At 34.1% G+C, this 15,338-nt stretch carries 15 protein-coding genes and 1 riboswitch; of the genes, 9 read left to right on the plus strand and 6 right to left on the minus strand.

Annotated features, from left to right (window positions below):
• Both P8H68_RS00430 and P8H68_RS00435 read right to left on the minus strand, forming a co-directional pair.
• On the minus strand, positions 1 to 210 hold a 210-nt coding region (locus P8H68_RS00430; protein WP_300320159.1), incomplete at its 3' end, for an RNA methyltransferase PUA domain-containing protein.
• A 1-nt stretch (position 211) separates the two neighbouring features.
• Positions 212 to 3,109 carry a transporter gene (locus tag P8H68_RS00435; protein WP_300320161.1) on the minus strand — a complete coding sequence of 966 codons (2,898 nt, stop codon included), beginning with the start codon at positions 3,107 to 3,109 and terminating at the stop codon, positions 212 to 214.
• A 75-nt stretch (positions 3,110 to 3,184) separates the two neighbouring features.
• On the opposite strand from P8H68_RS00435, the gene P8H68_RS00440 reads away from it, so the two are divergent.
• From P8H68_RS00440 to P8H68_RS00450, 3 genes are all read left to right on the plus strand, one after another.
• Positions 3,185 to 3,487, plus strand: a complete 303-nt coding sequence (locus P8H68_RS00440) for a DUF4834 family protein (protein ID WP_300320163.1) — start codon at positions 3,185 to 3,187, stop codon at positions 3,485 to 3,487.
• A gap of 96 nt (positions 3,488 to 3,583) precedes the next feature.
• Positions 3,584 to 4,399 carry an SDR family oxidoreductase gene (locus P8H68_RS00445; RefSeq protein WP_300320166.1) on the plus strand — a complete coding sequence of 272 codons (816 nt, stop codon included), beginning with the start codon at positions 3,584 to 3,586 and terminating at the stop codon, positions 4,397 to 4,399.
• Between the two features lie 118 nt (positions 4,400 to 4,517).
• Complete coding sequence (locus P8H68_RS00450; protein ID WP_300320169.1) at positions 4,518 to 5,471, plus strand: glycosyltransferase; 954 nt, start codon at positions 4,518 to 4,520, stop codon at positions 5,469 to 5,471.
• 56 nt (positions 5,472 to 5,527) lie between these two features.
• Here the strand turns inward: P8H68_RS00450 and P8H68_RS00455 are convergent, their stop codons facing one another.
• From P8H68_RS00455 to metK, 4 genes are all read right to left on the minus strand, one after another.
• Positions 5,528 to 6,142, minus strand: a complete 615-nt coding sequence (locus P8H68_RS00455) for a fumarylacetoacetate hydrolase family protein (RefSeq protein ID WP_300320171.1) — start codon at positions 6,140 to 6,142, stop codon at positions 5,528 to 5,530.
• A 9-nt stretch (positions 6,143 to 6,151) separates the two neighbouring features.
• On the minus strand, positions 6,152 to 6,469 hold the full coding sequence (locus tag P8H68_RS00460; RefSeq protein ID WP_300320173.1) for a septum formation initiator family protein: 318 nt from the start codon (positions 6,467 to 6,469) through the stop codon (positions 6,152 to 6,154).
• Positions 6,466 to 7,083, minus strand: a complete 618-nt coding sequence (gene udk, locus P8H68_RS00465) for a uridine kinase (protein WP_300320176.1) — start codon at positions 7,081 to 7,083, stop codon at positions 6,466 to 6,468. The genes P8H68_RS00460 and udk overlap by 4 nt, the downstream gene beginning before the upstream one ends.
• A 96-nt stretch (positions 7,084 to 7,179) precedes the next feature.
• A complete protein-coding gene (gene metK / locus P8H68_RS00470) occupies positions 7,180 to 8,436 on the minus strand; it encodes a methionine adenosyltransferase (protein WP_300320179.1) in 1,257 nt (418 codons plus the stop codon).
• A gap of 383 nt (positions 8,437 to 8,819) precedes the next feature.
• Here metK and P8H68_RS00475 point away from each other — a divergent pair, with 383 nt between their 5' ends.
• The 6 genes from P8H68_RS00475 to P8H68_RS00500 all read left to right on the plus strand — a co-directional run.
• The gene (locus P8H68_RS00475; RefSeq protein ID WP_300320182.1) at positions 8,820 to 10,094 is read left to right on the plus strand and encodes an O-acetylhomoserine aminocarboxypropyltransferase/cysteine synthase family protein; all 1,275 of its coding nucleotides are present in this window, start codon (positions 8,820 to 8,822) and stop codon (positions 10,092 to 10,094) included.
• Between the two features lie 66 nt (positions 10,095 to 10,160).
• Entirely contained in the window at positions 10,161 to 10,499 is a 339-nt protein-coding gene (locus tag P8H68_RS00480) for a TM2 domain-containing protein (protein WP_300320185.1), read from the plus strand.
• A gap of 40 nt (positions 10,500 to 10,539) precedes the next feature.
• Positions 10,540 to 10,803 carry a DUF2752 domain-containing protein gene (locus P8H68_RS00485; protein ID WP_300320189.1) on the plus strand — a complete coding sequence of 88 codons (264 nt, stop codon included), beginning with the start codon at positions 10,540 to 10,542 and terminating at the stop codon, positions 10,801 to 10,803.
• Positions 10,804 to 10,900: 97 nt separating this feature from the next.
• A riboswitch (SAM riboswitch) is annotated at positions 10,901 to 11,011 on the plus strand.
• 98 nt (positions 11,012 to 11,109) lie between these two features.
• On the plus strand, positions 11,110 to 12,084 hold the full coding sequence (locus P8H68_RS00490) for an alpha/beta fold hydrolase (RefSeq protein WP_300320192.1): 975 nt from the start codon (positions 11,110 to 11,112) through the stop codon (positions 12,082 to 12,084).
• A gap of 47 nt (positions 12,085 to 12,131) precedes the next feature.
• On the plus strand, positions 12,132 to 14,552 hold the full coding sequence (gene thrA, locus P8H68_RS00495; RefSeq protein ID WP_300320194.1) for a bifunctional aspartate kinase/homoserine dehydrogenase I: 2,421 nt from the start codon (positions 12,132 to 12,134) through the stop codon (positions 14,550 to 14,552).
• 73 nt (positions 14,553 to 14,625) lie between these two features.
• Positions 14,626 to 15,338: aminotransferase class I/II-fold pyridoxal phosphate-dependent enzyme (locus P8H68_RS00500; protein WP_300320197.1), on the plus strand; the 713-nt coding region annotated here is incomplete at its 3' end.

Genomic DNA, 15,338 nt, shown 5'->3' on the forward strand with positions numbered 1-15,338 from the left:
TTTAAGATCATAATTTAAGATATTAACAACACATTTTTTATCACTTGCAACAGAGATTTCGCCGGTAAATAGAATTCCATCTCCGTTTGTGATATATATCGTATCACCTTCCGTTTTTCGCAGTACACGAATGATATGCCTACTTTCGGTTTTATCGAAAGTGAAGGATGTGATATTGGTGTTTATTTCTGAATTGTAGAATAATTGCATATTAAAAACCTTGTAAATCGTTGACCTTATTAAGTATTGCCCGCTGTCTTCTTTCTTTTTCTTCAGCTAATTCTGCATCTCTCTTCGCTTGTTTCTCTTTTTTTCTTTTTTCCTTTTCTGCTTTTTTGAGAGCCTTTTCTTTTTCCTTTTCTGCTTTTAGTTTTGCTTTTTCTTCATCAGCAAATCGTTTTTCTTCGGTTTTTCTTTCTTCTTCCGCTTTCTTTTCAGCCGCGATTTTTTCCTTCTCAGCTTTTTCCTCAGCGATACGTTTCTCTTCGGCCTTTCTCGCTTCTTCTGCTTTTTTCTCGGCCTCGATTCTTTCCTTCTCAGCTTTCTCCTCAGCGATACGTTTTTCTTCGGCCTTTCTAGCTTCCTCTGCTTTTTTCTCGGCCTCGATTCTTTCCTTCTCAGCTTTTTCTTCAGCGATACGTTTCTCTTCGGCCTTTCTCGCTTCTTCGGCTTTCTTCTCGGCAGCGATTCTTTCATTCTCAGCTTTCTCCTCAGCGATACGTTTTTCTTCAGCCTTTCTTTTTTCTTCGGCTTTCTTTTCAGCCGCGATTCTTTCCTTCTCAGCTTTTTCTTCAGCGATACGTTTTTCTTCGGCTAATCTAGCTTCTTCGGCTTTCTGTTCAGCAGCGATTCTTTCTTTCTCTGCTTTTTCCTCAGCAATACGTTTTTCTTCTGCCTTTCTAGCTTCCGCCGCTTTCTTTTCAGCAGCGATTTTATCCTGTTCTGCTTTTTTGTTTTTCAAAGCCAGAGCAGCGGCAACTGCAGCAGCCTCTTTTTCTTTCGTTAAACGCTTTTCCTCGGCTTTTCTTTCTTCTTCGGCTTTCTGTTCAGCAGCAATTCTTTCTTTCTCTGCTTTTTCTTCTGCGATACGTTTTTCTTCGGCTTTTCTTTCTTCTTCGGCTTTCTGTTCAGCAGCAATTCTTTCTTTCTCTGCTTTTTCTTCTGCGATACGTTTTTCTTTGGCTTTTCTTTCTTCTTCGGCTTTCTGTTCAGTAGCAATTTTTTCTTTCTCTGCTTTTTCTTCTGCGATACGTTTTTCTTCTGCTTTTCTAGTCTCTTCGGCTTTTTGCTCAGCCGCAATTCTTTCTTTCTCCGCTTTTTCTTCAGCGATACGTTTTTCTTCTGTCTTTCTAGCTTCCGCCGCTTTCTTTTCAGCAGCGATTTTATCCTGTTCTGCCTTTTTGTTTTTCAAAGCAAGAGCCGAGGCAACTGCAGCAGCCTCTTTTTCTTTCGTTAAACGCTTCTCCTCAGCTATTCTTTCTTCTTCGGCTTTTTGCTCAGTAGCGATTCTTTCTTTCTCTGCTTTTTCCTCAGCAATACGTTTTTCTTCAGCCAAACGTTTCTCTTCAGCTTTTTCTTTTGCTAGCTCATTTTCAATTGCAAGTGCTGCCGCGGCTGCTTCTTCTTTTGCAGGTCTTTTTTCTTCTTCTTTTTGAGCTTCAGCCTCTGCCTTAAGATAAGCTTTTTCCTCTTTTTCCATTTCTTTAAGGTCTCGTTCTTCGGCCTTAAGTCTTTCTTTCTCTGCTTTTGCTGCTGCTTTTCTGGCTTTTTTCTCCGCAGCTAGTCTTTCCTTTTCAGCCTTTGTCTTGGCTTTGTTTTCTTTGGCTAGTAATTTTTCTTGTTTTTTTCTTTCCTCTTCAAAGGTTTTACCAGATTTATAATCTTCTGTTTCTCGGTTAAGCAATCTACCTCTTGAAGGTTTTTTAGGTTCAGGTAATGGTTCTTCTTTCTCCTCTTTATCTATTATGGTGGTATCTTTCTTCGCAGTTCTCTCTCTCTTTTCTAGATGGTTTTCTTTGGATAGGAAAAGGTTTTGTGTGAAAATACTAATATCGGTTCCAACATTACTAAAGAAAGTTCCAATTGAGATCCCCGCAACAATAAAAAATTCTTTGGTACTTTGACCAGCTCTTTTGATAAAACTTGGTCCCTGAATGGTATCGTTGGAAACTTTCTTGATTTTTCTTGGTTTGTCAATATGTTCATCTAACCTCCAAGAAAAACCTACCGAAACACCAGAACTATTAAAGTTGGTGCCAATATTTCCGTTGATAGACGCATCTACTTGAAGATTTTTATTGATCAAATAAACGGCACCAGATCTAAGGTCAAAATTATTTTGGTAAATGTTAAATGTGTTTTTGCTTTCCGCAAAAAACGACCAATCTTTGTTAGGGCTAAAAGTACCGGCTACTATTATATTGTAGATATTTGTGTCATTAAAGTCATTGAAAAATCTTCTTTCATAAGAGAAATTACTAGCGATGACCCATGAGTCTTTTATATGATTTTGCAAAAGCACACCGAGTTTAAAATTTCCACTGGGGTTTAAAGAAGCTTTGATTTTCGAAATATCCAAAATGGATAAGGGGTCTTCTATAGTGATATTCGCATTTTCTGTAAAGCGCGGATTCATACCTGCGCTAGCCGAGGCATTAATTGCAATAGAGGGAACAACCATAGACCAATGAAACCCGGTTCTTTTTTTCCAGCTACGTATTTCATGATCACGGTTCTTTACTTTGGCATCTAAAATTAAATATTTAACTCCACCACCAAATGTACCACCAATACTACTCCCATAATCATCGGTGCTTTTTGAAATAAGTTTATTAATGTCTTGTGTAAACTGAAGATTGAACTCCAATTTTTCAGAAATGACACCTAAACGTAGGATTTGACTGAATAGATTTGACTTAAGAATGCTATTTTGAGAAAAAATATCAGAGGAACCATATTGGTATCCTGCTTCTAACTGAGTGACTCCTGTTCCAATTGCATAAGGAGTTTCAGCAAAACCGGGGCGACTAGAATTTATGACATCCGTATATTGAGCAAATGCCGTATAAGAGCATAAAATCAATAAAAAGAGCCAGGCATTCTTAATCATTATTAGGTTGAAAATTTTTGTCAAATATAAGATTTTATGAATAGCAACGGTTCAGTTCCTCTTAAATTGTTATTTTTGAAAGAAATTATAAATTTAATGATACAAGAAGCAGGTTTTATTACCTTTTTACGCACTATAGCAATCATATTATTAGTGATTTATGGGTTGAAGTTTATTGCAAAATATTTGTTACCGATTGTTTTGAAAAAAGCAGTGAATAAAGCACAAGAAAGAGCACAACAAAGGAATTCGGGTTTTAGTGGTGCAGAACAAGATGTGAAAGTAGGAGAAACAATCATCGATAAAAAGCCTCAAGCGAATAGAAATAATCAATCTAAAGATGTTGGGGATTATGTTGATTACGAGGAAGTTGATTAGAGATTTTTTGTTTTTTTGAACGATAAAAATTTTATTTGTCAATCTTTAGTATATTTGCCACACAAAAAAAATTAAAAAACATTCAATTTTATATTTATGTATAATTTATTAAAAGGAAAAAGAGGTATTATTTTTGGAGCATTAGATTCAAATTCAATTGCTTGGAAAGTTGCTGAGAGAGCTCATGAAGAAGGAGCTACATTTGTTTTGACCAATGCACCGATTGCCATGAGAATGGGAACAATTAATGAATTGGCTGAGAAAACAGGTTCTCAAGTAATTCCTGCTGATGCTACTTCAATGGAAGATCTTGAAAACTTAGTGGAGAAGTCTGTTGAAATACTTGGAGGTAAAATTGATTTTGTTTTGCATTCTATAGGAATGTCTTTAAACGTAAGAAAAGGAAAGCACTATACTGAATCTAACTATGATTTTACGCATAAAGGGTTTGATATTTCTGCTCTTTCTTTCCATAGAGTAATGAATGTTCTTTATAAAAAAGAAGCAATGAGTGAATGGGGGTCAATCGTGGCCTTGACTTATATGGCTGCGCAAAGAGTATTCCCGGATTACAATGATATGGCGGATAACAAAGCTTATTTGGAGTCAATTGCTCGTAGTTTTGGTTATTTCTTTGGTAGAGATCATAAAGTAAGAGTAAATACAATTTCTCAATCTCCTACAATGACTACTGCAGGTAGTGGAGTAAAAGGATTTGATGGATTTATCAACTACGCTGAGAAAATGTCTCCATTAGGAAATGCAACTGCATTAGAATGTGCTGACTATACAATTTCATTGTTTTCAGATTTGACAAAGAAAGTTACATTACAAAACTTATTCCATGATGGAGGATTCTCTAATATGGGTGTGAGTACAGCTGTAATGTCAGAATTTACTGAAGAGAAGTAATCTATTACTTTATCAAAATATTAGAATGCAAGTCTCATCGACTTGCATTTTTTTTGCATTAAACTAATTCCAAAAAGCATCATTTTCTTTAGTATATTTGGCTTCCATAATTTATAAAATGAATTTACACTATTCCATTATTATTCCAGTTTACAACCGTCCAGATGAGGTGCAAGAGTTGTTGGAAAGCTTGACTAAGATGAAAGGAAATTTTCCTTTTGAAGTGGTGATCGTGGAAGATGGCTCTCCAAATACTTCAGAAAAAATAATTGATGGCTATAAAGATAAATTGACATTAAAATATTATTTGACTGAAAACCAAGGAGCAGGGAAGAGCAGGAATTATGGAATGAAACAGGCTACAGGGAATTATTTTATCATTTTTGATTCTGATTGCTTGATTCCTGAGGGATATTTATCAGCAGTAGATAGTCAGTTACAAAACAATTATACGGATGCTTTTGGTGGACCAGATGCTGCGCATGAGAGCTTTACAGATGTTCAGAAGGCCATCAATTATGCAATGACTTCATTGATGACGACAGGCGGTATACGTGGAAAGAAAAAAGCGATCGGTAAATTTCAACCGAGAAGTTTTAATTTAGGTATTTCTAAAAAAGCTTTTGAGAAATCTCAGGGATTTTCTGATTTAAAGATAGGAGAGGATATAGATTTAACCTTTAGGTTGTGGAAAGAAGGATTTGAAACTCAGTTGATAGATGCTGCTTATGTGTATCATAAACGTCGTGTGGATTTTGCACAGTTTTATAGGCAAACGAATGCCTTTGGAAAAGCAAGACCTTTTTTGAACAAACGTTTTCCCGGTACAGCAAAAATTACTTATTGGTTTCCAAGTCTTTTTTTTATAGGTTTTATCATTTCTTTGTTAGGAACAGCTTTTGAAATCTATTTAGGTGTGCTGTTTTATGCTTTCTACTTTATGGTGTTGGCAATTCATACTATGATAAAAGAGCGTAGTCTGAGGGTAGGAGTATTGTCTGTGATAGCTACCTGTGTACAATTTTATGGTTACGGAACAGGTTTTTTAAAATCATACTTTCAAAAAAAATAAATCCTTGACAATAATTATATCATCAAGGTTTATATAGTTGTGAGGGGATATTGTTATTAGATCAATTTGTAATCTATTAATAATTCACCTTCTAAAGATCCTTGCAAATGATCTCCTTTTACATTTTTAGCAGCTCCGGTTGCAGGAGTTCCTGTGAAAATTAAATCACCAGGCTCTAAAGTCATAAATTTAGAAACGTAAGCAATGATTTCTTTAAAATTGTAAATCATTTTAGAAGTATTTCCAACTTGTTTTTGTTCTCCATTTATTTTTAGGTCGAAATTGATATTCGCCAAATCCTCAAATTTTTCAATAGGATAAAATTTAGAGATTGGAGCAGCTCCGTCAAAACCTTTTGCTAAATCCCAAGGTCCTTTAACATCTCTATAGGCAGTTAAAATATCTTTTGCTGTATAGTCAATTCCTAAACCTATTTCAGAAATATAAGATTCTGCATCTGCTTCAGAAATATTCTTACCTGATTTTCCAATTTTCACAACCAATTCTAATTCATAAATTAATTGATCTGTAAAGGAAGGGTATTCTACATCATTATTATCTAAAACCAAACTAGATTCTGGTTTAGAGAAAATAATCTGAGTCCCATTTTTGATTGCTGCAATCTCTTCTAGATTGTTTACATAATTTTTACCAATACCAAGTATTTTCATCTTTTCGTTTTATTTAATTGTATCGAACTCTATTAAGTACAAAGTTTCATCTTCTTTTTTTATTCTATAAATCTCTCTAGCATATTTTTCCAATTGTTCGGGGTCATTTAAGGCCTCAATCATTTTTTTATTATGCTCAATTTCTTTTTTATAAAATTCAATGGAGTTTTTTAATTCTTTTATTTCTTGATTGTATTCCCGGTGATTTAAATACGAGTTTTCATCAAAGAAAAGCATCCATGTACAGAAAACGATTAAAATCAAAACATAACTATTTGTTAGGATTTTTAAAGTTTTATTTTGCTGTATTTTTTTTATCAATTTCATGAATAGCTAGTTAGTTTTTTTTGAATTAGGTCCGTCAACAATTGGGAGTTATTGTTCTCTTTTTCTGTGTTGTTAAAAATTAAATCAGCATTTTTTTTGTAAGGTTCAATATATAAATCATGCATTGGCTTTAGAGTCGATCTATATCTGTTGATAACCTCATTAGCGTCTCGTCCACGCTCATTGCTGTCTCTAATAATTCTTCTCCTCAAACGTTCATCTGCATCCGCCTCAATAAAAATTTTTAAATCAAACAAATCTAATAATCTTTTATCGTTAAATATCAAAATTCCCTCAACTATTATAATTTTTTTTGGCGCAAAATATTTCTGTTCATTTGTTCTGTTATGAGAATGAAAAGAATAAACGGGTTGCTGAATAGTAGCCCCATTTTTTAAGAAATTAATTTGTTGCACTAATAAATCAAAATCGATGGCTTGAGGATGATCAAAGTTGATCGCTATTCTTTCCACATGCGTAAGGTCATCTGTTTGTTTGTAATAAGAATCCTGAGAAATGACTCCGATATCATTTTTATTAAAGTTAGAAAGGGAATTTTCAACGATTGTAGTTTTTCCGCTTGCAGTTCCTCCGGTAATTCCGATAATAAACATCTTTGTTTTTTTACAAATTTAGAAAAAACATTGAAATAAAAAACGCCTTTACAAATCAATGTAAAGGCGCTCTATATGAAATGAAAATTTCGAGAATTATAACCCGAAAGCTTCTTTTACTTTATCAGTATAATCAAGTTTTTCCCATGTGAAAGTCTCAATTTCTTTTTCAACTACCTCTCCGTTTGGAGACTCGTATCTTACTGTCTTAACTTCAGGAGTTCTTCCCATATGACCATAAGCTGCAGTTTCTAAATAAATAGGATTTCTTAATTTTAATCTCTCTTCAATAGCAATGGGTCTCATGTCAAATATAGTACTCAATTTAGCTGCTATTTCACCATCAGATAAAGAAACTTTAGAAGTTCCATACGTTTCAACAAAGATTCCCATCGGTTCTACTACACCAATAGCATAAGAAACTTGAACTAAAATTTCGTCAGCAACTCCTGCCGCTACAAGATTTTTAGCAATATGTCTTGTTGCATAAGCTGCAGATCTATCTACCTTACTTGGGTCTTTTCCAGAAAAAGCACCACCACCGTGAGCTCCTTTTCCTCCATAAGTATCTACAATGATTTTTCTTCCTGTCAAACCAGTATCTCCATGAGGACCACCAATTACAAATTTACCTGTAGGGTTGATGTGGTATTTGATGTCATTTCCAAATAATGCCTGTATTTCAGGTTTTAATTTAGAAAGTACTCTAGGAACTAAAATATTGATAATATCAGACTTGATTTTAGCCAACATTTTTTCGTCATCTGCATCAAAATCATCATGCTGTGTAGAAACCACAATAGCTTCAATTCTTTCTGGTTTGTTTTCGTCAGAGTATTGAATGGTAACTTGACTTTTAGCATCTGGTCGTAAGTAAGGAATTTCGTTTCCTTCTCTTCTTAATTCCGCTAATTCAATTAATAACCTATGAGATAACTCCAAAGCCAAAGGCATGTAGTTGTCAGTTTCATTGGTAGCATAACCAAACATCATTCCTTGATCACCAGCTCCTTGTTCTTCTTTAACCTCTCTGTCAATACCACGGTTGATATCATCAGATTGTTCATGAATCGCAGATAATACACCACAAGAATTTCCATCAAATTGGTATTCTCCTTTCGTATATCCTATTTTATTGATCGTTTGTCTAGCAATTTTTTGAACATCTAAGTAGGTCTTAGATTTTACTTCACCAGCCAAAAATACTTGTCCAGTAGTAACCATAGTTTCACAAGCTACTTTAGATTCTGGATCAAAAGCCATAAAGTTATCAATTAAAGCATCTGAAATTTGATCAGCAACTTTGTCTGGGTGTCCTTCCGAAACAGATTCGGATGTAAATAAATATGCCATTATTTTTAAATTTTTCTATGAGTCGAGAAAAACTTTAATAATTACCAGCGCCGCTAAAGAAATAGATTGAAAATCCTGCTTTAGCACTTTTTTAACGAGGTGGCAATCAGTCAAATCTTTCCTCTTTACTTTTAACAGGACAAAATTACATAAAAAGAAATGAATATTTGCTTTTTAAATAAAAGTTTCTACATTTGTTTAAACAAATGTAGAAAAATGATTTTTACCATAAATATGTGTTCTAATATGATGTGCGGATTTCGATCTGTAGGGGATGCTATTGTGTAAAACTAAAATATTGCATAAATTCAAGACCTCTATAGATTATCTATAGAGGTTTTTTTTGTTCTAAATATAAATTCAAACTACTAAAAATTATTAAAATGAGTACACACAAATTTGCGACAAATGCGCTGCATGCGGGACATGACACAACACAAACTCAAGGAACAAGAGCGGTTCCTATTTATCAATCATCTTCTTATGTTTTTAATGATACGGAGCATGCTGCCAACTTATTCTCTTTAGGAGAACTTGGATTTATCTATACACGTCTTAACAATCCAACCAATCAGATTTTACAAGATCGATTGGCAGCTATTGAAGGTGGTATTGGGGCAGTAGTGTTTGCTTCAGGAACCTCAGCTATTGCAACAGGTTTGATGACTTTGTTAAGAGCCGGAGATCATATTGTTGCTTCAAGCAGTTTATACGGAGGTACATTTACTTTGTTGAATGTAACTTTACCTAGGTTGGGGATTACAACAACTTTTGTAGACGCTTCAAATCCGGATAGTTTTAAAGATGCTGTTCAGGACAATACGAGAGCATTTTTTGTGGAGTCGTTAGGAAATCCAAAATTAGATGTATTGGATTTAGAAGCGATCTCTGAGCATTCTAAGACAGCTGGTGTTCCTTTTATTGTTGATAATACGGTAGCGACACCTGGGTTGTTAAATCCAATCAAGCATGGTGCAAATCTAGTGATTCATTCATTGACGAAATATATTGGAGGTCAAGGGAATTCTCTTGGTGGGGCTATTATTGATGCAGGTACTTTTGATTGGACCAATGGTAAATTTCCTGAGTTTACAGAACCTTCTGCTGGGTATCATGGATTGGTCTATAGCGAAGCTTTAGGAGCTGCTGCTTTTACTTTTAAATTGATCTTAGAGGGATTGCGTGATTTTGGAGGAGCTTTGAGTCCTTTCAATGCGTTTCAAATTATTCAAGGTTTAGAAACTTTGTCTGTAAGAATAAAGCAACACAGTGAAAATGCGCTGGAATTGGCTACATGGTTAGAGTCTAGGGAAGAAGTTGCTTGGGTAAATTACCCTGGATTAGCGTCTAATAAATACAACGATTTGGCTAAGAAATATTTGCCTAAAGGACAAAGTGGATTGGTGACTTTTGGTGTGAAAGGAGGATTTGAATCGGCTAAAAAGGTAACCGATGCTACTAAAATTTTCTCATTATTAGCAAATATAGGAGATACAAAATCACTTATTATTCATCCAGCAAGTACCACGCATCAGCAGTTGAGTGAGGAGCAACAGCTAGGAGCAGGAGTCTCACAAGATTTGATTCGTTTGTCAGTTGGTTTAGAGTCTGTTGAGGATTTGAAAGTGGATTTAGAGCAAGCATTTGGAGCCTTGTAACTTTATAAAATATAGTATATTTACCAAAGACAGAAACTTCTGTCTTTGGTAAATTTTAAAAAGACTATGAAGATTGTGAAAACTGAAAATGAAAAATACTGCCATGAGTGTGGTGAGCCCATAAATAGAAAAGCCGAGATATGTCTAAAATGTGGTGTAAGGCAAGAAATTGTTTATGGAAGATCTACAGAACGTCAAGAGCAAGAAAAAAGATGGATTGTTTCTTTGGTGTTATGCTGGTTTTTAGGTGTCTTTGGTGCGCATAGATTCTATACCGGACATACTGCTATTGGAGTAGTTCAATTATTAACTTTAGGAGGTTGTGGTATTTGGGTGTTGATTGATTTTATCATTTTGTTGACAGGTAGTTTTAAGGATGCAGATGGAGTTCCGATTAAATACTAATAATCGTTACTTTCATTATGCCAGAAATCGAAAAATATTGATGCTGGTTGTTGTGTATTATGGTGTTTCACTTTTATTATACCTTTATGCTAAAATAGATGTATTGCCACAATGTTTATTCAAAAGTGTTTTTGGAATTACATGTTTTGGCTGTGGATTGACCAAAGCTTTTATTCAATTATTATATTTTGATTTTTTAGGAGCGTATCATTCCAATCCTATCATATTTTTGGTGTTGCCTTTGTTGGTATATATTGCTTATAAAGATTTTAATAAAGTAAATCAGAAAAATATTTTGGGTTGAATTATGTTACTATCAGTAATGTATAGATTTACTAAAGAAACGTTGCAGTTTGGTAAATAATTCATATTTTTGCAGCGTAGTTCATATTTTTATTGAAATGTTATCAAGAAAGGCAGAGGGATTAGACCCTGTGAAGCCTTAGCAACCCTTTAATCTTTTAAAGAAGGTGCTAAATTCTACCTTGGCATTAAGCTTGGATAGATAACCAAAGACTTAGCAAAGTCCTCTAAATTTTTTATAACATCTCAAAAAACGCTTTTGAAAATTCATTAGTGAGGATTCGTATAATTAAAAAAAGGAAATACTTTGAATAGTAGTTTAAAATATCATTCTATTGTCGACTTTACTACCGAGACGGGTGTAGTGTATGATGAGCTGGAGCTTTCTTATGAAGTTTTTGGTCAAAAATTACACAGTGCTCCAATCGTATTGGTAAATCATGCTCTTACGGGGAATTCCGATGTAGCAAGTCCTCATTCGGGTTGGTGGAAAGGAATTATTTCTGAAGGGAATTTAATCGATACAAACAAGTATACTATTATTTCATTCAATATCCCTGGAAATGGTTTTGATAAAAAGCCAGATAATTTGATCGAGAATTATAAGGATTTTACAGCGAGAGATGTTGCTCAATTATTTGGCTTGGCCTTGCAGCAATTAAAAGTTGAAAAATTGCATGCTGTGATTGGTGGTTCTTTAGGAGGTGGGATTTCTTGGGAAATGTCTGTTTTATTTCCTTCTTTGGCTGATAATTTAATTGTTGTAGCTTCTGATTGGAAAGCTTCTGATTGGATTTTAGCGCATAATAAAGTCCAAGAACAAATATTGTTGAATTCTAAAAAACCGGTTCATGATGCTAGAATGATGGCCATGATGTTTTATAGAACAGCGGGTTCTTTTAAAGAAAAATTTAATAGAACGGTAAATGAAAATTTAGGGATTCCTAATGTGGAAAGTTGGTTGTTACACCATGGATTTCAATTGGAAAATAGATTTCATTTACAGTCTTATAAAATGGTGAACCACTTGTTGTCTACTCTTGATATTGTCAGAGATAGAGGAAGTTTTAGAGAGGTTGCACCTTTGATCAAAGCGAAAATTATACAGATAGGAATAGATTCAGATTTCTTTTTTGTCCCTCAAGAAAATATTGAAACAAAAAATATTTTAGACGAATTGGGAATTGATAGTGTTTATAAAGAAATAGTATCATTGCACGGACATGATGGTTTTTTGGTTGAGGATGCTCAGTTGAAAAATCTGTTAAAAGATGTTTTTTAAATTAATAAAGTAAGAATTCACTTTTTAAAGTGACATACATATAAGCCATGAAAGTAATTAAATTCGGAGGTAAATCTTTAGCAAACGGACAAGGTCTTGCGAGTGTTTTAGAAATTATTGTTTCCAAAATAAACAATAAGGAAAAAAATATCGTAGTACTTTCAGCTAGGGGAAGCTCAACAAATGATTTAGAGAAGCTTTTAGAAAAATCTAAGAAAAGTACTGCTTACAAACAGGCTTTTGAAGATTTCAAGAAATATCAATTAGAGCCCAATCCAAAAGCCGATTTTTCTGAGGAGTTTTCTTTTCTAGAGAAAATATTTGAAGGGGTAAACCTTTTAGGTGATTACAGTCCTAAAATTAAGGATTTGGTATTGGCATATGGAGAATTATTATCTGCTAAAATGGTCGTTTCTTTGTTGAATTCCAAGGGGGTAAAGGCTAATTTTGTTGATTCTAGAGAGTTATTGAAAACCGATGCCACTTTTGGAGAAGCGGAGTTGTTGGAGGATATTTCAAAATACAATGTGGTTGAGTTTTTTAAGAATTGCAATAGTTCTGAAGTTCAAATAGTAACTGGTTTTATTGCTTCAAATACAGAAAACGAAACAACTACTTTAGGTAGAAATGGAAGTAATTATTCTGCCGCTTTATTGGCGAGTTATTTAGGAGCTGATGAGTTGGAAAATTATACCCATGTAGATGGTATTTATACTGCGAATCCTGACCTGGTTCCAAATGCTAAAAAGATTGAAAACCTATCCTTCAAAGAGGCAAATGAATTGGCGAATTTTGGTGCTTATATTTTAAATGCAAAAGCAATGATTCCTTTGACAGAAAAAGGAATTCCATTGAGAATATTAAATACATTTGACGCTAGCAATAAAGGAACTTTAATTACTAATGATCATGCATCCAAAGATGGAATTAAGGCAATTTCTGTTCTAGAAAACATGGCTTTGATTAATCTTGAAGGAAAAGGACTTTTAGGAAAAGTAGGTGTAGATGCTAGAGTATTTACAGCTTTGCAGAAGGATAATATTAGTGTGAGTATTATTTCACAAGGTTCTTCTGAGAGAGGGATCAGTTTTGTTGTAGATGGGACTCAAGCACGAAAAGCTAGAGAGGCTTTGGCAAATGAATTCAATCTTGATTTTTTAAGTAAAGATGTTACTAAGATTGGTGTTGAAAAAGATGTTGCTATTATCTCAACTTTAGGAAAAACATTGGCATCCTTTAATAGCTCTTACAGTGCCTTGATACGTAATAGTATTGAACCTGTGTTAATGAATAATACTGTTGCAGGTAGAAACGTTTGCTTAGTGGTAAAGAATAAAAATTTACACAAGGCGGTAAATGTGATTCATGGCGAGATTTTTGGAGTAGCAAAAAAAATAAATATAGCCATATTCGGTGTTGGTTTAGTAGGGGGGACTTTGGTAGATCAAATTTTAGAAAGTAAGGCGAAAATATTAAAAAGACGTGGAGTTGATTTAAATGTATTTGCAGTTGCGAACTCTAAAAAAGTAGTTTTAAATGCGAATGGAATAGCCTCGGATTGGAAGAATGAATTAGAGCATGAAGGAGTAGCTAAAACTGTTGAAGAGGTTGCTGCCTTTGCAAATGAATATCATTTAGAAAATTTGATAGCTGTTGATAATACTGCCAATGCTCAGTTTGTAGAGAATTATATTCCTTTGGTTCAAAAAGGATTTAATTTGGTTTCTTCTAATAAAATAGGAAATACAATTTCTTATGATTTTTATGAAGGATTAAGAGAAGAATTAAAACGAAATGAAAAAACGTACTTGTATGAAACCAATGTAGGTGCAGGTTTACCTTTGATTGATACCATTCGAATGTTGCATCATTCAGGTGAAAATATTACAAGAATTAAAGGAGTTTTTTCTGGGACTTTGAGTTATTTGTTTAATAATTTTTCAGCAAATGAGGAGAAGTTTAGTACGGTATTACAAGGAGCAAAAGATCAAGGGTTTACAGAACCAGATCCTAGAGAAGATTTGAATGGAAATGATGTAGGAAGAAAATTGTTGATTTTGGCTCGTGAATTGGATTTGAAAAATGAGTTTTCTGATGTGCAAATTCATAATTTAATTCCGGAGAAATTAAGAGCAGGTGATACGGAGACTTTTTTAAATAATTTAGATCAGTTTGATCCTGTATATCAAGAAATAAAGCAAAACCAAGAACCAGGGAATGTGCTCAGGTATATAGGTGATTTGCATGGTGATTTGTCTCAAGATAAGGGGAGTTTGGAGGTGAAATTGATTTCTGTTTCTGCAGATTCAGCACTAGGACAAGTCAAAGGAGCTGATTCTATTTTTGAGATTTATACAGAATCTTATGGAGAAAGACCTATTGTGATTCAAGGTGCAGGTGCTGGAGCGCATGTTACTGCGAGAGGTGTATTTGGTGATATATTAAGACTTTCTGAGGGAGGACTTTAAAAGAATAAATAAAATATTGATCTGTTGAATGATAGTTTTTATAAAACCAGTTCAACAATTAAAATAAAAAATAATGAGTAAAAGACATTTTGAAACGGAAGCGGTACGAACGCAATCGGAAAGAACGCAGCATAAAGAACATTCAACACCTTTGTATTTAACATCGGGGTTTGTATTTGATGATGCTGAAGAAATGCGTGCTTCTTTTGCTGAGGAAAAAGAAAGAGATTTATATAGCAGATATAGCAATCCTAATACTTCTGAGTTTATCGAGAAGATTTGTAAAATGGAAGGGGCCGAAGATGGTTTTGCTTTTGCATCTGGGATGGCAGCTATTTATTCAACGTTTGCGGCTTTATTAAGTTCAGGAGATCATATCGTGTCAGCACGTTCTGTTTTTGGAGCAACACATGGTTTGTTTACAAAGTATTTTCCGAAATGGGGAATTGAAACTTCTTATTTTGGAGTAACTGAAGTAGAAAAAGTAGAAAGCTTGATTCAACCCAACACAAAGTTTATTTATGCGGAAACACCTACGAATCCTGGTGTGGATGTTTTGGACTTAGAGGAGTTGAGTAGAATAGCAAAAAAACACAATGTATTGTTGATTATCGACAATTGTTTTGCAACACCATATCTACAACAACCTATAAAATTTGGAGCCGATTTAGTGATACATTCAGCAACGAAATTGATCGATGGACAAGGAAGAGTTTTAGGTGGAATTACAGTAGGTTCTAAAGAGTTGATTCGTGAGATATATTTATTTTCTAGATTAACAGGACC

Origin of the sequence: Flavicella sp. (assembly GCF_029238425.1) — a bacterium.
In the GTDB taxonomy this organism is placed as follows: Bacteria; Bacteroidota; Bacteroidia; order Flavobacteriales; family Flavobacteriaceae; genus Flavicella.

Bases quoted from the DNA above. Each gene is read 5' to 3' on its own strand.
- P8H68_RS00455 (WP_300320171.1), bottom strand. From the start codon at position 6,142: ATGAAAATACTTGGTATTGGTAAAAATTATGTAAACAATCTAGAAGAG.
- P8H68_RS00480 (WP_300320185.1), top strand. From the start codon at position 10,161: ATGAAGATTGTGAAAACTGAAAATGAAAAATACTGCCATGAGTGTGGT.
- metK (WP_300320179.1), bottom strand. From the start codon at position 8,436: ATGGCATATTTATTTACATCCGAATCTGTTTCGGAAGGACACCCAGAC.
- P8H68_RS00485 (WP_300320189.1), top strand. From the start codon at position 10,540: ATGCTGGTTGTTGTGTATTATGGTGTTTCACTTTTATTATACCTTTAT.
- P8H68_RS00460 (WP_300320173.1), bottom strand. From the start codon at position 6,469: ATGAAATTGATAAAAAAAATACAGCAAAATAAAACTTTAAAAATCCTA.
- P8H68_RS00450 (WP_300320169.1), top strand. From the start codon at position 4,518: ATGAATTTACACTATTCCATTATTATTCCAGTTTACAACCGTCCAGAT.
- P8H68_RS00445 (WP_300320166.1), top strand. From the start codon at position 3,584: ATGTATAATTTATTAAAAGGAAAAAGAGGTATTATTTTTGGAGCATTA.
- P8H68_RS00475 (WP_300320182.1), top strand. From the start codon at position 8,820: ATGAGTACACACAAATTTGCGACAAATGCGCTGCATGCGGGACATGAC.
- udk (WP_300320176.1), bottom strand. From the start codon at position 7,083: ATGTTTATTATCGGAATTACCGGAGGAACTGCAAGCGGAAAAACTACA.
- P8H68_RS00435 (WP_300320161.1), bottom strand. From the start codon at position 3,109: ATGATTAAGAATGCCTGGCTCTTTTTATTGATTTTATGCTCTTATACG.
- thrA (WP_300320194.1), top strand. From the start codon at position 12,132: ATGAAAGTAATTAAATTCGGAGGTAAATCTTTAGCAAACGGACAAGGT.